15 protein-coding genes are annotated in these 19,092 nt (G+C 63.6%); 8 read left to right on the forward strand and 7 right to left on the reverse strand.

The genetic code is table 11. The features are described from left to right. Positions 1-8: 8 nt before the first annotated feature. Together glcE and glcD are read right to left on the reverse strand one after the other, a co-directional pair. Positions 9-1,061, reverse strand: coding sequence for a glycolate oxidase subunit GlcE (glcE, locus tag ACI7M0_RS10290; RefSeq protein ID WP_129933863.1), 1,053 nt, complete (start codon positions 1,059-1,061; stop codon positions 9-11). After that, complete coding sequence (glcD, locus tag ACI7M0_RS10295; protein WP_129933864.1) at positions 1,061-2,560, reverse strand: glycolate oxidase subunit GlcD; 1,500 nt, start codon at positions 2,558-2,560, stop codon at positions 1,061-1,063. The genes glcE and glcD overlap by 1 nt, the downstream gene beginning before the upstream one ends. Before the next feature lie 194 nt (positions 2,561-2,754). Between glcD and glcC the strand changes: the two genes are divergently transcribed. After that, positions 2,755-3,519 carry a transcriptional regulator GlcC gene (gene glcC, locus ACI7M0_RS10300; RefSeq protein WP_020192876.1) on the forward strand — a complete coding sequence of 255 codons (765 nt, stop codon included), beginning with the start codon at positions 2,755-2,757 and terminating at the stop codon, positions 3,517-3,519. 60 nt (positions 3,520-3,579) lie between these two features. Here glcC and ACI7M0_RS10305 read toward each other — a convergent pair whose 3' ends face one another. Beyond that, positions 3,580-3,897, reverse strand: coding sequence for a DUF2388 domain-containing protein (locus ACI7M0_RS10305; RefSeq protein ID WP_010954576.1), 318 nt, complete (start codon positions 3,895-3,897; stop codon positions 3,580-3,582). 281 nt (positions 3,898-4,178) lie between these two features. Here ACI7M0_RS10305 and ACI7M0_RS10310 point away from each other — a divergent pair, with 281 nt between their 5' ends. After that, entirely contained in the window at positions 4,179-4,805 is a 627-nt protein-coding gene (locus tag ACI7M0_RS10310) for a glutathione S-transferase family protein (protein WP_129933865.1), read from the forward strand. 42 nt (positions 4,806-4,847) lie between these two features. On the opposite strand, the gene mrdA is transcribed toward ACI7M0_RS10310, so the two are convergent. Then, positions 4,848-6,743 carry a penicillin-binding protein 2 gene (gene mrdA / locus ACI7M0_RS10315; protein ID WP_129933866.1) on the reverse strand — a complete coding sequence of 632 codons (1,896 nt, stop codon included), beginning with the start codon at positions 6,741-6,743 and terminating at the stop codon, positions 4,848-4,850. Positions 6,744-7,303: 560 nt separating this feature from the next. Between mrdA and ACI7M0_RS10320 the strand changes: the two genes are divergently transcribed. Both ACI7M0_RS10320 and ACI7M0_RS10325 read left to right on the forward strand, forming a co-directional pair. Then, complete coding sequence (locus tag ACI7M0_RS10320; protein ID WP_129933867.1) at positions 7,304-8,644, forward strand: MFS transporter; 1,341 nt, start codon at positions 7,304-7,306, stop codon at positions 8,642-8,644. A gap of 102 nt (positions 8,645-8,746) precedes the next feature. Continuing rightward, positions 8,747-10,000 carry an OprD family porin gene (locus tag ACI7M0_RS10325; protein WP_020192871.1) on the forward strand — a complete coding sequence of 418 codons (1,254 nt, stop codon included), beginning with the start codon at positions 8,747-8,749 and terminating at the stop codon, positions 9,998-10,000. A 297-nt stretch (positions 10,001-10,297) separates the two neighbouring features. On the opposite strand, the gene ACI7M0_RS10330 is transcribed toward ACI7M0_RS10325, so the two are convergent. Further along, a protein-coding gene (locus tag ACI7M0_RS10330) for an IS3 family transposase (protein WP_256658304.1) occupies positions 10,298-11,667 on the reverse strand; the annotation gives its coding sequence in 2 pieces (ribosomal slippage) (positions 10,298-11,185 and positions 11,188-11,667; 1,368 coding nt in all). Positions 11,668-11,871: 204 nt separating this feature from the next. Here ACI7M0_RS10330 and ACI7M0_RS10335 point away from each other — a divergent pair. Next, positions 11,872-12,585 carry a GntR family transcriptional regulator gene (locus tag ACI7M0_RS10335; protein ID WP_003256147.1) on the forward strand — a complete coding sequence of 238 codons (714 nt, stop codon included), beginning with the start codon at positions 11,872-11,874 and terminating at the stop codon, positions 12,583-12,585. A 6-nt stretch (positions 12,586-12,591) separates the two neighbouring features. On the opposite strand, the gene ACI7M0_RS10340 is transcribed toward ACI7M0_RS10335, so the two are convergent. Together ACI7M0_RS10340 and ACI7M0_RS10345 are read right to left on the reverse strand one after the other, a co-directional pair. Beyond that, entirely contained in the window at positions 12,592-13,542 is a 951-nt protein-coding gene (locus ACI7M0_RS10340; protein WP_020192346.1) for a PDR/VanB family oxidoreductase, read from the reverse strand. Positions 13,543-13,554: 12 nt separating this feature from the next. Further along, a complete protein-coding gene (locus ACI7M0_RS10345) occupies positions 13,555-14,622 on the reverse strand; it encodes an aromatic ring-hydroxylating dioxygenase subunit alpha (RefSeq protein ID WP_010954571.1) in 1,068 nt (355 codons plus the stop codon). Between the two features lie 281 nt (positions 14,623-14,903). On the opposite strand from ACI7M0_RS10345, the gene ACI7M0_RS10350 reads away from it, so the two are divergent. The 3 genes from ACI7M0_RS10350 to ACI7M0_RS10360 are packed head-to-tail and all read left to right on the forward strand — an operon-like array spanning position 14,904 to position 19,073. After that, positions 14,904-15,569 carry an ABC transporter ATP-binding protein gene (locus ACI7M0_RS10350; protein ID WP_010954570.1) on the forward strand — a complete coding sequence of 222 codons (666 nt, stop codon included), beginning with the start codon at positions 14,904-14,906 and terminating at the stop codon, positions 15,567-15,569. Then, a complete protein-coding gene (locus tag ACI7M0_RS10355; RefSeq protein ID WP_129932069.1) occupies positions 15,569-18,028 on the forward strand; it encodes an ABC transporter permease in 2,460 nt (819 codons plus the stop codon). Before ACI7M0_RS10350 ends, ACI7M0_RS10355 begins: the two co-directional genes overlap by 1 nt. Then, positions 18,018-19,073, forward strand: a complete 1,056-nt coding sequence (locus ACI7M0_RS10360; protein ID WP_129932068.1) for a lipocalin-like domain-containing protein — start codon at positions 18,018-18,020, stop codon at positions 19,071-19,073. Before ACI7M0_RS10355 ends, ACI7M0_RS10360 begins: the two co-directional genes overlap by 11 nt. Positions 19,074-19,092 lie beyond the last annotated feature (19 nt).

A 19,092-nucleotide genomic window follows, 5' to 3' on the forward strand; every position in this document is an offset into this window, starting at 1 on the left:
GTCTGGCCTCACAGGTCCGGGTACAGGCGACCAGGGTTGAACACCCCCTGGGGATCGAGCTGCTGCTTGAGGGCGCGGTGATAGCGCATCAGTGCAACCGGCAGCGGCGGGCTGCTGGCTGCACCGGGGGCGTAGCAGGTGGCGTGGCCGCCCACCTTGGCGACCTGGTCGCGAATGGCCTGCGCCGGTGCGCAGGTCTTGAGCCAGCGCTGGGCACCCCCCCAGTCGATCAGTTGCTGGCCGGGCAGGTCCAGCTCGCCGGTGACGGTGGGTACGGACAGGCGCCACAGGGGGGCGGCGTCGGCAAAGAACGCCAGGCGCTGTTCGCGCAGGTCGCTCCAGAAGCGGTTATCGAGTGTATCGCCCCCCAGCCGCTGGCGTGCCGACTGCACCGACCCTTCGCCGCCTTCCAGGCGCAGGTACAGCGTTTCGCCTTCATGGCAGGCGGCGCTGATCGGCAGCGGTTGCTGGCCCCATTCGGCCAGCTCGGCCAGCGCTTCATTGCGGCCCATCGCCAGGCGCAGGCTCAGGCACAGGCGAGGCCGTGGCAGCACTTTCAGCGAAACCTCGGTCAGCAGCCCCAAGCATCCGAAGCTGCCCGCCATCAGGCGTGACACATCGTAGCCGGCGACGTTCTTCATCACCTCGCCACCAAAGCGCAGCAGCTTGCCGTGGCCGGTGATTACCCGTGTACCCAGTACAAAGTCGCGCACCGACCCGGCCCACGGCCGTCGCGGGCCAGACAACCCGGCCGCAACCATGCCGCCCAAGGTGGCCTCGGGGCCCAGGTGGGGTGGTTCGCAGGGCAGCATCTGGCCGGCCTCGTGCAGGGCTGCCTCGATCTCGCGCAGGGGGGTACCGGCGCGGGCCGTGAGTACCAGCTCGGTAGGGTCGTAGCTGACGATGCCGCGGTGGTTGCGGGTGTCGAGTACTTTGCCCGCCACCGGGTTGCCGAGCATCGCTTTGCTGTTGCTGCCCTGGATGCGCAGCGGCGTACCTTCGTTCAGTGCCTGGTTGACCTGCTCCAACAGCGTTTGGCTCATGTCGCGGTCCATGCTCATCAGAAGCGCTCCAGCTCGGGGAAGGGTAGTTGCCCATGGTGCACATGCAGGGCGCCGAATTCGGCGCAGCGGTGCAGGGTGGGAATGTTCTTGCCGGGGTTGAGCAGGCCCTGGGGGTCGAAGGCGGCCTTCACCGCGTGGAACAGGGTAATTTCGTCGCTGTTGAACTGCGCGCACATCTGGTTGATCTTCTCGCGCCCCACGCCGTGTTCACCGGTGATGCTGCCGCCCACTTTCACACACAGCTCCAGAATCTTGCCGCCGATCGCTTCGGCACGCTCCAGCTCGCCGGGCAGGTTGGCATCGAACAGGATCAACGGGTGCATGTTGCCGTCGCCGGCATGGAACACGTTGGCCACCCGCAGGCCGTACTCCGCGGACAGGTCGCTGATGCCCTTGAGCACCCGTGGTAACTCGCGGCGCGGGATGGTGCCGTCCATGCAGTAGTAGTCCGGGGAGATGCGCCCCACGGCCGGGAACGCGTTCTTGCGCCCGGCCCAGAAGCGAACGCGCTCGGCTTCGTCGCAGGCCAGGCGCACCTCGCGGGCCCCGGCTTGGGTCAGCACGGCGGCGACGCGCTCGCAGTCGTCGTGAACATCGGCTTCCACGCCATCCAGTTCGCACAGCAGGATCGCCGCCGCGTCCACCGGATAGCCGGCATGGATGAAGTCTTCAGCGGCGCGGATCGCCAGGTTGTCCATCATCTCCAGGCCGCCGGGAATGATGCCGGCAGCGATGATGTCGGCGACTGCCCGGCCGGCGTCCTCGACGCTTTCGAAACTGGCCAGTATCACCCGCGCCACCTGGGGCTTGGGCAGCAGCTTGACGGTGACTTCGGTGACGATACCGAGCATGCCTTCGGAGCCGGTGAACAATGCCAGCAGGTCGAAGCCGGGGCTGTCCAGAGCATCGCTGCCCAGGCTCAGGCGTTCGCCCTCGACCGTAAGGATGTCCACCTTGAGCACATTGTGTACGGTCAGGCCGTACTTGAGGCAGTGCACGCCACCGGCGTTTTCGGCGACGTTGCCCCCGATTGAGCAGGCAATTTGCGAGGAAGGGTCGGGTGCGTAGTACATGCCATGGGATGCGGCGGCCTGGGAAATGGCCAGGTTGCGTACGCCCGGCTGCACGCGGGCGTAGCGCCCCTGCGGGTTGACCTCGAGGATACGGTTGAAGCGCGCCATCACCAGCAGGATGCCCTTGGCCAGCGGCAGGGCACCACCGGACAGGCCGGTACCGGCGCCACGCGCAACCACCGGTACGCCGCGCTGGTGGCAAAGCTTCAGCAGCGTCTGCACCTGTTCCAGGCGCTCGGGCAGTACCACCAGCAGTGGCACGGTGCGGTAGGCCGACAGGCCGTCGCATTCGTACGGTTTGAGGTCTTCGTCGCGGTGCAGGATGTCAAGGTCCGGCAGTGCATCGCGCAGCGCCTGCAACAGGGCGGCCAGGTCCACGTTGGGCAGCGCGCCATCGACGCGTTCGTCGTACAGGATATTCATTGGCTCACTCGCAACGGTTTTTGTTGTTGTTGGCGAAGCGGTCACCGATGCAGCGTGCGCGTGCTAGCGTTCGGGGTCGAGTGAGATGTTGACTGGTCCTACCAGTTTCTTCGGGCAGTACTGTCTATTCACGGTTCTGTCTGGCTAGATTGGCGCTATAAGTCAAAGTGGTCCTACCAGCAGGAGTGTGCGCAGTGGGTACTGAAGGCAAGGCCAAGGTCGCCGACCAGGTGGCCGAACGGGTCGAGCGGCTTATCGTCGAAGGCGTGCTCAAGGTGGGCCAGGCACTGCCGTCGGAGCGGCGGCTGGTGGAAAAGCTTGGCTGTTCACGTTCGGCCTTGCGCGAGGGCCTGCGCGTTCTGCGTGGGCGCGGCATCATCGACACCGAACAGGGGCGGGGTTCGTTCGTCGCCGATCTCACCGGGCAGGCGGGTGCTACGCCTTTGATGCACCTGTTCAGTTCGCAACCGCGCACGCTGTTCGACCTGCTGGAGGTCCGGGCGTTGCTGGAGGCTGAGTCGGCGCGGCTGGCGGCGTTGCGGGCTACCGACGTCGACCGCCTGCTGATCCGCCGGCGCTACGAAGAAATGCTGGCTGCGCACGAGGCTGCCCAGGCGCTCGATGCCCGTGAGCATGCCCGCCGTGACCATGCCTTTCACCGGGCGATCAGTGAGGCGTCGCATAACCCGGTGCTGGTGCATACCCTGCAATCGCTCAGTGACCTGACCTTGAGCACGGTGTTCGCTTCGGTCAACAACCTGTATTGCCGGCCAACGCAGAAACGCCAGATTGATCGGCAGCATGCGCGCTTGTATCGCGCGGTCATGGAGCAACTGCCCGAGCAGGCGCAGCGGGCCGCGCGTGAGCATATCAATGGCATACGCGACAGTTTGCGGGAGATCGAGCAGGAAGAGCAGCGCCTGGTCAGGGCGACCATGCGCATGGATGGCTGGGGGTGAAACGGCCCTGTAGCGGCCCTCTCGCGTCTGAGCGCCGCGAGAGGGTCGGTAAAGGTCTACTCAATGGTCAGCCACAGGGTCATCTTGCGACAGGATGGCCCGGGCCAGCTCTTCATCATTGGCCTGCAGCCCTGGATGGTCCTTGCGGGCCTGTTCAAGCGCCGACTCCACATAGGCGCCGCGGATGGTACCGCCGCTGGCGACGAACGCTGAAAGTTCGTCACGGGCCGGGATGATCCGTTTGTCGTCCTTGAAGGTCGAATACAGCGAAGCGGAAATACCGGCCGAGGTGGCGACGTCGCCCGCATCGACGCGGGCCAAGGCAGCACCGGCAGGCATCAGGAGCAGCAGCGCTGGGGCGAGCAGTAGGTGGCGCATGTCGTGTTCTCCAGTAGCGTGAAGCACAGGGAAATAAACCACTCAGTGTCTAAGACGGCGGGGGCGTTGGGGTAGTTCCCTTATCCTGGCTGGAGGGTGTCGGGGACAAGGTGCACCTGTCGCTGACGAGGTGGCTGAACTCGCGGGTTGCAAGCTGGCGACGGAGCGCGTCTTGGATTGACCGCGTCGGGACGCGCGTGATTTGCTTGGGTGGATGGTGCTTCGCGGGCAAATCCGCAGAGGGCCCTGCCGATCATTCAAAGGAAACTGAAGGTTCGCCCATGTCCGACTACAAGCTGCACTGCTTCGCCGAATCCGGTAACGCCTACAAGGCTGCGCTCATGCTTGAACTCACCGGCCAGAAATGGCAGCCGGTGTTCGTCGACTTCTTCCATGGCCAGACGCGTGAGCAAACCTGGCGCGATGAGGTGAACGAGCAGGGCGAGGTGCCGGTGATGGAACACGCTGGCAAGCGCATCACCCAGTCTGCGCTGATCCTCGAATACCTTGCCGAACAGACCGGCCAGTTCGGGCCTCGCGATGAAGATGAAAAGCGTGAGATCTGGCGCTGGATGCTGTTCGACAACCATAAGTTCACCAGCTATTACGCTGCGCTGCGCTTTTTGTTCTGCCTGAAGAACACCGGCGAAACCGATGTGACGCGGTTCCTGCGCGAGCGTGCCACGGCGGCTTACCGTATTGTCGACGCGCACCTGGCGAAGACGCCATTCATGGTCGGTGGCCGGTTGACCATCGCCGACCTGTCGTTGGCCGGGTATGTGTTCATGCCGGAAAACACCGGTATCCCGTTGGCAGCGTTCACGCACATCGAGGCGTGGAAAGCCCGTATCCAGGCGCTGCCGGGGTGGAAACACCCGTATGAGCTGATGCCGCGCACGGCATCCTGACCCATTCGCGGCTAAAACCGCCACCACGGCGGCCCGGCGAAATCAGGTGTGTGGCACACCCCGAGTGGGTGCGCCACCCGCATACTCCGGCTTCAGGTGCCCTTGCTCATCCAGCAGATAGGCGTCCATCACCTCCCGCACCACCGGCCCTGCGACCCGGCCTCCGGCCTCACCGTTCTCGATCATGACCGCCACCACCACACTGGGGTGCTCAGCCGGAGCAAAGCCGACAAACAGGGCGTTGTCGCGGTGGCGCTCGAGGGTCTTGTTGCGGTTGTAACGCTCACCCTGCTTGATCGCCACCACCTGCGCGGTACCGCTTTTGCCGGCAATTCGGTACTGGGCACCGGCGGCCGCGGCGCGGGCAATGCCGCGCGGGTCGTGCATGACCATCTGCATGCCCTGGCTGACCTGGTCCCAGGCATGCTTGTCGTGCAGCACGATGTCGGGCATGGGGTTTGGGTCGATCGGCGTATCGCCGCCCACGGTCATGGCCAGGTGCGGGCGGTGCCACACGCCCTTGCTTGCCAGCAGGCTGGTGGCCTGGGCCAGCTGCAGGGGGGTGACCTGCATGTAACCCTGGCCAATGCCAAGAATCAGCGTCTCGCCCGGGAACCAGGCCTGGCGTCGTGTGGCGCGCTTCCACTCGGCCGAGGGCATCAGCCCGGAGGCTTCTTCGAACATGTCCAGTGACACCTTCTGGCCCAGGCCGAACTCGGCCATGTAGTCGTGCAGCCGGTCGATGCCCAACTTGTGCGCCAGGTCGTAGAAGTAGGTGTCGTTGGAACGCATGATGGCGGTGTACATGTCCACCCAGCCGTCGCCGCTGCGGTTCCAGTTGCGGTACTTGTGGTCATAGTTGGGCAGTTCGTAGTAGCCCGGGTCGAACACCCGGCTGGCAGGGGTGATCACCCCGCTGTCGAGGCCAGCGATGGCCACTTCAGGCTTCACGGTCGAGCCGGGCGCATACAGGCCGCGCAGGACGCGGTTGAACAGTGGGCGGTCGATGGAGTCGCGCAGCGCGGCATACTGCTTGAAGCTGATGCCCTTGACGAACAGGTTGGGGTCGAAGCTGGGGTTGCTGACCATCGCCAGTACGTCACCATTGGTCGGGTCCAATACCACCACCGAGCCACGGCGGTCACCCAGCGCTTTTTCTGCGGCTATCTGCAAATGGGCGTCCAGGGTAAGGACTATATCCTGCCCAGGGGTCGGGTCCTTGTGGTTGAGCACTCGCATCACCCGCCCCTGAGCGTTTGTCTCGACCTCTTCGTAGCCCACGTGGCCATGCAGTTGGCTTTCGTAGAAGCGCTCGATGCCGGTCTTGCCAATCGATTGGGTGCCGCGGTACTCAGTGCTGTCGAGCGTCTTGGCTTCTTTCTCGTTGATGCGCCCCACATAGCCCACTGAATGCGCGAAATGCTCGGCCAGTGGGTACTCGCGGATGAACTGCGGCTCCACCTCCAGGCCCGGCAGGCGGAACTGGTTCACCGCTACCAGGGCGATCTGCTCCTCGCTCAGGCCCACCATAAGGGTTACGGGCTCGAACGGTTTGCGGCCACGGCGCAGGTCCTTGTCGAACTGCTTACGGTCGTCTTCGGTCAGGCCCAGCACCTGCGTCAGGGTGTCGAGCACCTTGGCCGAGTCGCCGCCGGCCCGCTCCCGGGTCATGGTCAGGTCGAAGCTGGGCTTGTTGTCGGCCAGTACCACGCCGTTGCGGTCGTAGATCAGCCCGCGTTCGGGGGCGATGGGCAGCACGTGCACGCGGTTGTTTTCCGACACGGCCGTTTGTTGGTCGTGCTGCAGTACTTGCAGCACATAGAGCCGGCCCACCAGGACGGCACACAGGCTGAACACCATGGCGGCGCAGGCCAGAAGCCGACGGTTGACCAGGTGTCTTTCCTTTTCGTGGTCCTTTAGAGGGATAGGTTGCGGCATCAGTGAATCGATCCTGAGGGGTAGCAGTACGCGCGCGATCGGGCCGCGGATGCTACGCAACCCGTACTGCCCCCTCAAGACGAGCCCCGGCTGCCCGCTGGCTGGCATCGGCTGTGTGCCCCATGATCAGGGCGCTGAGAGGGAATATGAAGATTTGTTCATTGCGGAGTCATGATGGCGAGTCAGGGGTGGTTTTTGATGATTTGTGGATCCACAAATCGATTCTGTTCGGTAACCGAACATCAAGTTTCGTTGGTTGTAAATTTCTAAGTTATTGAATTTATTTATAAAAAATATGATTTTTCCTAGCAATGAACTGAAATTGGTCGCGCCTGATTGTTAGGCAGTGCTTTCGTCACGTTGTCTGTGGATCCATTATCTGGTTGATTAGCGCCTGACAACGGCCGGAGCCCTCCTGCCGTATGCGATAACAATTACAAAAAGGGTCCAGTCATGAATGGCTATCCAGCGGCACTGAACCGTCAGGGTTCCTCCCGTTGCGCCTGCGTGTGCGCATCGTTCCTCTCGCCTGTGGCCAAGCCTGGCCGGCAGGTGACCCCATGAATACCGATCTCAAGCAACATCTGGACAACGACCCGATGGGTCGCTTTCAGTGCCTGGCCATTGGTATTTGCATCATCCTCAACATGATCGATGGCTTCGACGTGCTGGTCATGGCCTTCACCGCGGCCTCGGTGTCTGCCGAGTGGAACCTGAACGGGGCGCAGGTAGGGCTTCTGCTCAGTGCCGGCTTGTTCGGTATGGCGGCCGGGTCACTGTTTATCGCGCCGTGGGCTGACCGTTTTGGCCGACGCCCGCTGATCCTGCTGTGCCTGGCGCTGTCCGGTATCGGCATGCTGCTCTCGGCACTGAGCCAGAGCCCGCTGCAACTGGCGCTGCTGCGTGGCCTGACCGGGCTGGGCATCGGTGGCATCCTGGCCAGCAGCAATGTGATTGCCAGTGAATATGCCAGCAAACGCTGGCGCGGCTTGGCGGTGAGCCTGCAGTCCACTGGCTATGCGCTGGGTGCGACCCTGGGCGGTTTGCTGGCGGTATGGCTGCTGGGGCATTGGGGCTGGCGCTCGGTATTTCTGTTTGGCGGCATCGTCACCGTACTGGTGATCCCGCTGGTACTGCTGTGGTTGCCAGAGTCGCTGGACTTTCTGCTGGCACGCCGGCCGGCCAATGCTCTGGCCCGGGTCAACCGTCTGGCCCTGCGCCTCGGCCAGCCGGTATTGGCGCAACTGCCGGCTGTTGCCGCAAGGGCAGAGGGTGCCAAAACCGGGTTCAGGCAGCTGCTGGCGCCGGCCATGCGCCGCACCACGCTGGTGATCTGGTTGCTGTTCTTCCTGGTCATGTTCGGCTTCTACTTCGTGATGAGCTGGACGCCGAAACTGTTGGTGGCCGCCGGCTTGTCGGCCCAGCAAGGCATCACCGGCGGCGTGCTGTTGAGCGTGGGCGGCATCGTTGGCGCGGCGCTGATCGGCGGCCTGGCTTCGCGCTGGCCACTGACTCGCGTGCTGGCGTTGTTCATGCTCATCACCGCCGCGCTGCTGGTGCTGTTCGTGGCCAATGGTGCCTCGGTCACTGCGGCGCTGGCGTTGGGCCTGCTGATCGGGCTGTTTTCCAACGGCTGCGTGGCTGGGCTGTATGCCTTGTCGCCGGTGGTCTATGACGCATCGGTACGCGCCACCGGTGTGGGTTGGGGGATCGGCATCGGCCGCATGGGCGCGATCCTGTCGCCGACCGTGGCTGGCGTGCTGCTCGATGGTGGCTGGCAACCCCTGCATCTGTATGGCGTGTTCGCCAGCGTGTTCGTGCTTGCCGCAGGTTGCCTGCTGCTGCTGCGCCCAACGGCCAAGCCTGCGTCTGCCTTGCCTGCTGATGCACTGAGCCACTGAGTGCAACCCGGCCTGGCCGGGTATCTGAATGCAACTTACTGCTCCGGGTCATGCTGGCCTGGGGCGGTCTGCTGCGCCTATTGAACGTGGAGAACAATAATAATGATGGACACAACCTGCACGCTGGCCCGTTCGGTCCTGGCTGTTTCGCTGGCGTTTGGCCTTGGTTTGCCGGCCTGGGCGCAAGAGGGGGGCTTCTTTGAAGATGCCAAGGGTGGGCTGACATTGCGCAACTACTACTTCAACCGCGATTTCCGCGACCCGGGGGCCGCCAAGGGCAAGGTTGAAGAATGGGCCCAGGGTTTCATCTTCAAGTTCAGCTCTGGCTACACCCCGGGGTTGATCGGTTTTGGCCTGGACGGTATCGCCCTGTTCGGCGTGAAGCTGGACAGCGGCGGCGGTACCAGCGGCTCAGAACTGTTGCCGGTGCACGATGACGGGCGAGCGGCCGACGACTACGGTCGGGCCGGGCTGGCGGCGAAGCTGCGTATGTCCGCGACCGAGCTGAAGGTGGGGGAGTTGTTGCCGGATATTCCGCTGTTGCGTTACGACGATGGCCGCCTGCTGCCGCAGACCTTCCGTGGTGCCATGCTCGACTCGCGGGAAATCGAAGGCCTGAGCCTGCAGGCCGGCCAGTACCGCGAGGTGAGCCTGCGCCACTCTTCGGACATGCAGGATCTATCTGCCTGGGCCGCGCCCGGGGTCACCTCGGACGGCTTCAACTACGCCGGCGCCGAGTACCGCTTCAACCAGCAGCGAACACTGATCGGCGCCTGGCACTCGCAGTTGGAGGACATCTACCAGCAAAGCTACTTCAACCTGCTGCACAGTCAGCGGGTAGGGGAGTGGACGTTGGGGGCCAACCTTGGCTACTTCATCGACCGGGATGACGGACAGGCGCGCATCGGCGACATCCAGAGCCGCACCGGTTACGCCTTGCTGTCAGCTTCGCACAGTGGCCACACGCTGTACCTGGGGTTGCAAAAGGTCAGTGGCGACAGTCAGTGGATGTCGGTTTACGGCAGCAGTGGGCGAACCCTGGGCAACGACATGTTCAACGGTAACTTCAGCAATGCTGACGAGCGTTCGTGGCAAGTGCGTTATGACTACAACTTCGCCGCGCTCGGTGTGCCAGGGCTGCTGGCCATGGTGCGGTACGGGCATGGCGAGAACGCCACCACGGCGGCGGGCAGCAATGGCAAGGAGTGGGAGCGCGATGCCGAGGTGAACTACACCTTCCAGAGCGGGGCTTTGAAGAACCTCAACATCCGGCTGAACAACGCGACCAACCGGCGCAGCTTCAACAGTGATCTCGACCAGACGCGCCTGATCGTCAGCTATCCGCTGACCTTGTAGGGGCGGGTTCACCCGCGAACACCGGCGCAGCCGGTGCCATGTTCCGCGTCGCCTGCTTCGCGGGTAAACCCGCTCCTACATTTACGGCGCATGTCTTGGGCCAGGTGGGTTTCTTGGCGCGCGCCTCCCCCCGTAGGAGCGGGTTCACCCGCGAACACCGGCGCAGCCGGTGCCATGTTCCGCGTTGCCTGCTTCGCGGGTAAACCCGCTCCTACATTTACGGCGCATGTCTTGAGACAGGTTGGTTTCCATGCGTTAGCGCGCCTGGACTGCGCCCCAAATGTTGGATACTCGGCGTTAGCCTATCTCAGCCTGAACCCTGTAGGCCACAGGGCTCAGGCCGTTCAGTTTCATTTTTATCCGGTCATGGTTGTAGTAGTGGATGTATTCATCCAGGCCCGCCTTAAGCTCTGCAACATTCTCGAAGCGTTCGCGGTAGAAGTATTCCGACTTGAGCGTCCCAAAAAAGCTCTCCATCGCAGCGTTGTCTAGGCAATTGCCCTTACGTGACATGCTTTGCTCAAGACCTGCCTCTTTCAACCGTTTGCAGTAGTCGGGATACCGGTAGTGCCAGCCTTGATCTGAGTGCAGAAGCGGATTGCTACCCGCTGGAAGTCGATTAATCGCCGCCTCCAGCATCTCACCTACCAGTGTGAAGCGTGGCCGGGTGGCGGTGTGGTACGCAACGATCTCACCGTTGTACAGGTCCATCACCGGCGAGAGGTAGAGCTTTTCCCCAGCCACTTTGAACTCGGTGACGTCCGTCACCCATTTCTGGTTGGGCTGTTCGGCTTTGAAATCGCGCTTGAGGATGTTCGGTGCTGCTTCACCCATTAGTCCCCGATAAGATTTGTACTTCTTGAGGCGTACGGTGCATTTGAGGTCCAGCTCAACCATTAGGCGGCGTACTTTTTTACTGTTAACCATTTGTCCTTCGCTGCGTAGCGTAGAGGTGATCCGACGATAACCATAACGGCCTCGGTGCCGGTGGCTGATCTCCTGGATTGCCGCCTTGAGCGAGGCACACTGATCCCCGGCCGCGAGCACGCCAAGCTGGTAGTAGTAAGTACTGCGGGGCAGGCCAGCCACCTTGAGCAGTCGGGTAAGCGAGTAGCGCTTACGCAGCGCCGCCACTAGCCGGGTTTTTTCCTGGCTATCTTCAGCCTCGCCTTCTCCTCGTCTAACTCCTCGAGCTTTTTTAGGTAAGCGTTCTCCACTTCAAGCATGGCCAACCTCTCGAGCAACTCCGCGCGGGTGAGTTCCTCAATGGGCTTGGAAGCAGTTTCTACAGGCTTGCGTGGAGCTTTGCGCATCGCGGTAACCAGCATCTCTTTACGGTTGGACAGGGACTGACTCCCGCCACTGTAATACTGTTCTTGCCACCTGCGAACCAGTGTCGAGTTGCCGAGATTAAAAAGTGCTGCCGTGGCCCGTAACGAGAGGTTGTCGCGCAGCTTGCGGTGGATAACGCCGAGTTTGAATTCGACGCTGTAGTGGCCGCCTGGTTTGTTAAGACTGGCCTCACCGTGCACGCGATAGGCCTCGACCCAGCGGCGAAGCAGGGTCGGATCGATCTGGAACTGCGCGGCGATATGGCGAAAGCCCCGCCCGCGATCAAGAAACGCTTGGATAGCAGACAGCTTGAACTGCTTTGAATATTTGCTCATAAAAACCCCAGAAGATGGACGGATGTCCAACATCTGGGGTGCAGTCCAGCCCCCCGTAGGAGCGGGTTCACCCGCGAACACCGGCAAAGCCGGTGCCATGCCCCGCGTCGCCTGCTTCGCGGGTAAACCCGCTCCTACAACAGGCCTGCAGCAACCCCTCGGCTTGCGCTAAGATGCCCGTTCATGTCTTTGGAAGTCGCCTGGATGAGCAAACCCGGTCAGATGGTGCTGGTTGCGTTGCGCAAGATGATCGCTTCGGGCGAGCTGGCGGCCGGCGAGCGATTGATGGAAGTCCCAACCGCTGAACTGTTCGGCGTTTCACGCATGCCGGTGCGCATGGCATTTCGCACCCTCGAACAGGAAGGCCTGCTGGTGCGCTTTGGTGGCCGGGGGTTTCAGGTGCGTTCGGTCAGCGCCGATGACATCGCGGGTGCGGTCGAGGTGCGCGGTGTGCTGGAGGGGTTGGCGGCGCGCCAGGCTGCAGAACGTGGCTTGTCGGTGCAAGCACGCGCTGCGCTGCAACAGTGCCTGGTCGACGGCGATCAACTGTTCGACAAGGGCTTTGTGAGCGAAGACGACTTGCAGGTCTATCACGACCTGAACATGCGCTTTCATCAGGTGATCATCGACGCCAGCCACAACCCGGCCATTGCCGTTGCCCTGGCGCGCAACGACCACCTGCCATTCGCCTCGGTCACCGCACTGGCGGTGGACCGCCATGATCTGGCTCGCGAATACCGGCGCTTCAACTTCGCCCACATGCAGCACCACGCCGTGTTCGACGCCCTGGTCAACCGCCAGGGTGCCCGCGCCGAAGCGATCATGCGCGAGCACGCCAATGCCACCTTGCGCTATGCCGAAACCTTTGGCGGGGCAGCGGCGGACGCGGGCATGAAAGTCATCCTGCCCTCGTCGTAAGCCGGATCAGATGTCCAGCACCAGCAGCGGCGTCTTCGAGCGCGAGCAGCAGGGCGTGAACTGATCGTTCAGGGCCTGTTCCTCTTCGGTGAGAAACAGATCGCGATGGTCCGGTGTGCCCTGCAGCACGCGTGTCAGGCAGGTGCCGCAAATACCCTGCTCGCACGACATGGCGATCTCGATACCGTTCTCTTCCAGCACCTGCACCACGGTCCGGTCGGCTGGCACCTCGAACACCTGTCCCGTGCTGCCCACCTGCACCGAGAAACTGCCATCGTTGCTGGCATCCACCGGTGCTGCGGCGAAGTACTCGCGGTGCAGGTTGGCCTCCTGCCAGCCCAAGCCCTTCGCGCTGTCCAGCACATGCTGCATGAACCCGCCCGGCCCGCATACATACAGGTGCACATCATCTTGCGGGTTGCCCAGCACCTGGGCGATGTCCAGCGCCGTTTCCGGCTGCTCGTCGAAATGCACGAACAGCCGATCAGCGAACGGCGCGCTGCGAATCCGCTCGACAAACGCCGCACGTTCGCTGGAGCGGGCACAGTAGTGCAGCTCGAAGGCCTGGCCGCTGTGGGACAGCTGCTCGGCCATGCACAGGATTGGGGTAATGCCGATGCCGCCAGCAAACAGCAAACTGCGCTGCGCACCCTCGGCCAGCGGGAACAGGTTGCGCGGCGCACTGATACGCAGCCGGGCACCGGCCTGCACCTGTTCGTGCAGGCTACGAGAGCCGCCCCGCGAAGCCGGGTCGTTGAGTACGCCAATCAGATAGCGATGGCGTTCTTCGGGGTGGTTGCACAGCGAATACTGGCGCACCAGCCCGTCGGGCAGGTGCACGTCGATATGGGCGCCGGCGCTGAACGCCGGCAGCAGGCTGCCATCTGCCGCGGCCAGCTCGAAGCTGCAGATACCCTGCGCTTCATCGTTACGGGATACCACTACGGCATCGATCATGTCGGCTGTTCCTCAGGCAGGGTTGGCGCTGGTGGCGATCAGTTGCGGCTGCGGCGCACGCTCTTGGGCGATGATCCGCTCCAGCACTTTGCGTGACTGCACGCCGCCGGCGTCGATATTCAGCTTCAGCAAGTTGCGCTCGGGGTGGGCCAGCAGGTTCTGCTGCTGGCGTTCGAGCATTTCCAGGTCTTCGCTGAAAATCTTGCCCTGGCCCTCACGAATGTTGTCGGTCAGGGTCTGGTCGTGCGCAGCGAAGTTGCGCGCCATGCCCCAGAAGTACCAGATAGAGGTATCGCTTTCCGGGGTGATGAAGTCGACCACGATGCTCGACGCCTTGTGCTGTGCCTCGGCGTGGTAGCCGCCCTTGCCGGCATGCGCTACACCCACTTCGATCAGCACATGGCTAGGTGGGGTGAAACGGCAGATCTGCCAGCGGTCCACTGGTACATCGTCGGCCAGGCCATTGCCACGCAGGGCCATGCGCCAGAACGGCGGTGCCATGATGTTTTCCATGTGCCGGGCGGTGACCACTTCGTCGCCGGTCACGGTGGTGACCGGCGGTGCCTCGTCGATCTCCTTCTGGCCGATGCTGGAGGCGTGCACATAGGTTTCATGGGTGAGGTCCATGAGGTTGTCGATCATCAGGCGGTAGTCGCAACCGATGTGGAACAGCCCGCCGCCGTAGGCCCACTCATCACTCACCGCCCATTCCAGATGCGGAATCAGCGCCGGGTCGGCCTGCGCCTGGTCACCGGGCCAGACCCAGATGAAGCCATAGCGCTCGACGGCCGCAAAGGTCTTGTTGCAGGGGAAACCACGCACCCGTTGGCCCGGCATCGACACGGTCTTGCCGTCGCAACCCATCACCAGGCCGTGGTAGCCGCACACCAGGTTGCCGTCCTCGACATAGCCCAACGACAACGGTGCGCCGCGGTGCGGGCAGAAGTCCTCGACGGCGGCTACTTGGTTCTCGCGGGCGCGGTAGAACACGATTTTTTCCCCGCAGATCTGCCGGCCCAGGGGTTTGGTGGCGATCTCATCGGGGGTGCAGGCGACGTACCAGGTGTTTTTGGGGTACATGGGAGGCTCTCCGGGTTTTGTTTTTATTTAATGGATCCATTAAGGCTGCGGTCGGCGTGGTAGGTCAATGCATTTTGCTTGGCAAGTGCGGATTCTGTGCGATTATCGGTTTTTAGTGGATCCATTGATGGGGCGCCCTCTGCGATTCGAGGGGGCGGCTGCAGCGGCACGTCGTCTGAACAGGAAGGCACCGGCGAGATCGACCAATGTGGCCGGTGCGGGAGCAGGCCTGGCCGAACCTGCTATGCCTAAAGGGACACCCAACCCATCAAGGCCACTCGATGCTAGCCATCGAACAACTCTACAAATCATTCCCCACCCCCCAAGGCCCGCTCCCCATTTTGCAGGGGGTGGACATGCGCCTGGCGCGGGGCAGCAGCCTGGCGCTGATGGGCGAGTCGGGCAGCGGCAAGAGTACTTTGCTGCACCTGGTGGCTGGCCTGGACCGAGCGGACAGTGGCCGTATTCTGATCGACGACGTTCCGCTCGATGGCCGTTCGGAAGCGTCGCTGGCGCAGTGGCGGCGGGAGGGGATCGGCCTGGTGTTTCAGCAGTACAACCTGATCAGCAGCCTGGACGTGGGCCTGAACCTTACCTTCCAGGCCCGTCTCGCCGGGCGGCATGACCCGCATTGGGCGGCTTACCTGGCGCAGCGCCTGGGCCTGGCGGACCTGCTCGGGCGTTACCCGGAACAACTGTCTGGCGGCCAGCAGCAGCGCGTCGCGATCGGCCGTGCGCTTGCCGGGCGCCCGGCCTGGCTGTTGGCTGACGAACCGACCGGCAGCCTCGATGAAGCCAGCAGTGACGAGGTGCTGAGTTTGTTGCTGCAGTTGGTCGCCGAAGCCGGCAGCGGGGTACTGATGGTGACCCACAGCCCGCGGCTGGCGGCGCGTTTGCAGCACCGTTGCTACCTGCAGGCCGGCCGTGTGCGGCCCGAGCAGGGCTGATGAAGCTTTTGTCGCTGGCCCTGTTGGCGCTGCTCAGCCACTGGCGGCGCCATCGTGTGCAGTGCTTCAGCATCTTCACTGGCCTGTGGCTGGCCACGGCGTTGTGGACCGGCGTGCAGGCGTTGAACAGCCAGGCACGCAGCGACTATGCCCGGGCCAGCGCGGTATTGACCGGGCCGTTGCAGGCGCAACTGATCGCGCGCAATGGCGAGCGCTTCGATCAGGCGTTGTACGTGCAACTGCGCACGCTGGGCTGGGCTGTTTCGCCGGTGCTGGAAGGGCGCTTGCGCTTGCCGGGCGAGCCCGCACGCAGTGTGCGACTGATCGGCATCGAGCCGTTGAGCCTGCCGCCTGCCAGCAGCGTTGCCGGGGTGCAGGTGCAGGCATTCGACCTGCAAGCGTTCGTCGGCTCGCCCGGGCAAGCCTGGGTTGGGCCAGACACCTTGCGTCAACTGAACACAAGCCCCGGGTCGCCGACCCGCGACAGTGAAGGGCAGTTGCTGCCGCCTATGGTTTTGCAGCCTGCGCTGGCACCCGGGGTCATCGTGGTGGACATCGGCCACGCGCAGACGTTGCTGAACGCACCGGGGCAGTTGTCTCGTCTGCTGCTGGCCGATACCCCCGGGCCGTTGCCTGCAGATATCGCCCGCTACCTTGAACTGCAGCCGCGGCAGGACGATGGTGGCTTGCAGCGCCTGACCGACAGTTTCCACCTCAACCTGACCGCGCTCGGCCTGCTGGCGTTCGTCGTCGGCTTGTTCATTGCCCACGCCGCAATCGGTCTGGCGCTGGAGCAGCGCCGTGGGCTGATCCGCAACCTGCGCGCGTGCGGCGTCAGCCTGAAGACCCTGCTGGGCGCCCTGGTGCTGGAGCTGGGCCTGTTCGCGGCACTGGGCGGGCTGGCCGGGGTGGCCAGTGGTTACGGATTGGCCGCGTGGCTGCTGCCCGACGTGGCCGCCAGCCTGCGTGGCCTGTATGGCGCCCAGGTCGCCGGCACGTTGAGCCTGCCGGCGGGCTGGTGGCTGCTAGGTGTGCTGGTGAGTGTACTCGGGGCATTGCTGGCCGGCCTGCAGAGTGTAATGCGCGCTGCCCGATTGCCTTTGCTGGCGCTGGCGCAACCCCAGGCCTGGCGACTGGCGCAGGGGCCATGGTTGCAACGGCAGGCTTTGCTAGCGGGCCTGCTGCTGTTGCTGGCCTTGGGTTGTGGTGTCTTCGGGGCTGGCCTGCTTGGCGCGTTCGCCATGCTGGCAGGGTTGCTGCTGGCGGCGGCGCTGCTGTTGCCGGCCTTGCTCGATCGGGTACTGGCCTGGCTGGCGCGTCGTTGCCACCGGCCATTGGCGCAATGGTTCGTGGCTGACAGCCGCCAGCAGTTGCCAGCCCTTAGCCTGGCGTTGGTCGCCCTTTTGCTGGCGCTGGCTGCCAGTGTTGGCGTGGGCAGCATGACCGAGGGTTTTCGCAAGACGTTTGTCGGTTGGCTTGACCTGCGCCTCTCCGCCGACCTGTATGTCACCCCGCGGGACACGGCCCAAGGCTTGCAGATAGTCGAGTGGCTCAAGCAGCAGCCCGGGGTCAGCGTGGTCCTGCCCGGCTGGCGCGCAGACATGCAGCTGCAAGGTTGGCCGGTGCAAGTGCAGGGCATTGTCGATCACCCTGCCTATCGTACGCGCTGGCCATTGCTGGAACAGCATTCGCGTGCTTGGCAGCAACTGGCCAGCGGACAAGGCTTGATGCTCAGTGAGCAGTTGGCCAGGCGATTGAACCTGCAACTGGGCGACAGCCTGAAGCTGCCCGCAGACACGCCAGCCATGCCCGTGGTGGGGATCTATGCCGATTACGGCAACCCCAAGGGGCATTTGCTGGTCAATGCCGACTGGTTGCGCGCCCACTGGCCAAAGGCAACCCTGGCCGGCTTGAGTGTCGACCTGAGCGCTGAAGGGGGGGCGTCGCTCAAGGACGCGCTGCAACGGCACTTTGCCCTGGATGACAGCCGGGTGGTCGAGCAGGCGCGCCTGAAACGCTGGTCGACCGACGTCTTCAACCGCACCTTTGCCGCCACCGCAGCCCTCAACAGCCTTACCCTTGGCGTGGCCGGTGTGGCGTTGTTCATCAACCTGCTGACCCTGGGCCAGGCCCGGCTGGGCCAGTTGGCACCGCTGTGGGCGCTGGGGGTGCGGCGCATGCAATTGGTCTGGTTGAGCCTGGGGCAGACACTCATGCTCAGCAGCTTCACCGTGCTGCTGGCAATTCCGCTTGGGCTGTTGCTGGCCTGGTGCCTGGTCGCGGTGGTGAACGTGCAGGCCTTCGGCTGGCGGTTACCGCTCTATGTGTTCCCCATGCAACTGCTGCAGTTGACCGTGCTGGGCATGCTCACCAGCCTGTTGGCCTGCGCCTGGCCGCTGTGGCAGCTGGCGCGCCGCCAGCCGCGCGAACTGTTGAGGCCGTTGTCCGATGAAGCTTAATGCGTGGCTGTTGCTGAGTGGTTTGTTGTGCGGCTGTGATCAGCCTGCACCGCAGAGCTATGCCGGGCTCGGGCAGCAGGCTGGCGAGTTCAGCCAGGTAACCCGCGATCATCGTCTGGTCTTCCCGCATGACCACGGCCCCCACGACGGCTTTCGTATCGAGTGGTGGTATGTCACCGCCAACCTCAAGGACGCCCAGGGCCGTGACTGGGGCGCCCAGTGGACACTGTTCCGCTCGGCCCTGCGCACCGGCCCGGAGACCAGCGGCTGGAACAGCCCGAACCTGTGGATGGGGCATGCAGCACTGACCGGGCCGGGTGGCCATCAGGCTGCTGAAACCCTGGCGCGGGGGGGGATCGGCCAGGCCGGCGTGCAGGCCCAGCCGTTTCGCGCATGGATCAATGACTGGGTGTTGCAGGGCCAGGGCGGTATTGAACAGCTACAGATGGTCGCAAGTGGCGATGGTTTTCGCTATGACCTGCAGTTGCACAGCGATCTTCCCTTGGTGCTGCATGGTGAGCAGGGCTACAGCGAAAAATCTGGCAAGGGCCAGGCTTCGTACTATTACAGCCAGCCGTTCTACCAGGTCCAGGGGCAGGTCCAGCGTGGCAGCTTGTGCATCGCGGTTACCGGGCAGGCCTGGCTGGACCGGGAATGGAGCAGCCAGCCGCTGGCCCCCGGGCAGACCGGCTGGGACTGGTTTTCCCTGCACCTGGACAGTGGCGCCAAGCTGATGCTGTTCCAGGTACGGGAAGCCCACGGGGAACCGTATCGCGCCGGGACCTGGGTAGGGCCACAAGGGGACGTGGTGGCACTGGACGCCGCACAGATCCAGCTGCAGGCCCTGGCCTGGTCTGCGCAGAAAAACGGCAAGCAGGTGCCGACGCGCTGGCGGGTGCAAGTGCCGGAGCACGGGGTGGATGTGCAGGTCGATGCCGTGGACCCGCAGGCGTGGATGCAGACACGGTTCCCATATTGGGAAGGGCCGGTACGCTTGAACGGGACTGCGGGTGGGCGCGGGTATCTGGAGATGACCGGGTACTAGTGCAACAACGTTTGAGCAA

The sequence above is a fragment of the Pseudomonas sp. 10(2024) genome (assembly GCF_045164175.1).
Lineage (GTDB): Bacteria > Pseudomonadota > Gammaproteobacteria > Pseudomonadales > Pseudomonadaceae > Aquipseudomonas > Aquipseudomonas alloputida.

Bases quoted from the DNA above. Each gene is read 5' to 3' on its own strand.
- glcE (WP_129933863.1), bottom strand. From the start codon at position 1,061: ATGAGCATGGACCGCGACATGAGCCAAACGCTGTTGGAGCAGGTCAAC.
- glcD (WP_129933864.1), bottom strand. From the start codon at position 2,560: ATGAATATCCTGTACGACGAACGCGTCGATGGCGCGCTGCCCAACGTG.
- ACI7M0_RS10305 (WP_010954576.1), bottom strand. From the start codon at position 3,897: ATGCGCCACCTACTGCTCGCCCCAGCGCTGCTGCTCCTGATGCCTGCC.
- ACI7M0_RS10310 (WP_129933865.1), top strand. From the start codon at position 4,179: ATGTCCGACTACAAGCTGCACTGCTTCGCCGAATCCGGTAACGCCTAC.
- mrdA (WP_129933866.1), bottom strand. From the start codon at position 6,743: ATGCCGCAACCTATCCCTCTAAAGGACCACGAAAAGGAAAGACACCTG.
- ACI7M0_RS10320 (WP_129933867.1), top strand. From the start codon at position 7,304: ATGAATACCGATCTCAAGCAACATCTGGACAACGACCCGATGGGTCGC.
- ACI7M0_RS10325 (WP_020192871.1), top strand. From the start codon at position 8,747: ATGATGGACACAACCTGCACGCTGGCCCGTTCGGTCCTGGCTGTTTCG.
- ACI7M0_RS10335 (WP_003256147.1), top strand. From the start codon at position 11,872: ATGAGCAAACCCGGTCAGATGGTGCTGGTTGCGTTGCGCAAGATGATC.
- ACI7M0_RS10340 (WP_020192346.1), bottom strand. From the start codon at position 13,542: ATGATCGATGCCGTAGTGGTATCCCGTAACGATGAAGCGCAGGGTATC.
- ACI7M0_RS10345 (WP_010954571.1), bottom strand. From the start codon at position 14,622: ATGTACCCCAAAAACACCTGGTACGTCGCCTGCACCCCCGATGAGATC.
- ACI7M0_RS10350 (WP_010954570.1), top strand. From the start codon at position 14,904: ATGCTAGCCATCGAACAACTCTACAAATCATTCCCCACCCCCCAAGGC.
- ACI7M0_RS10355 (WP_129932069.1), top strand. From the start codon at position 15,569: ATGAAGCTTTTGTCGCTGGCCCTGTTGGCGCTGCTCAGCCACTGGCGG.
- ACI7M0_RS10360 (WP_129932068.1), top strand. From the start codon at position 18,018: ATGAAGCTTAATGCGTGGCTGTTGCTGAGTGGTTTGTTGTGCGGCTGT.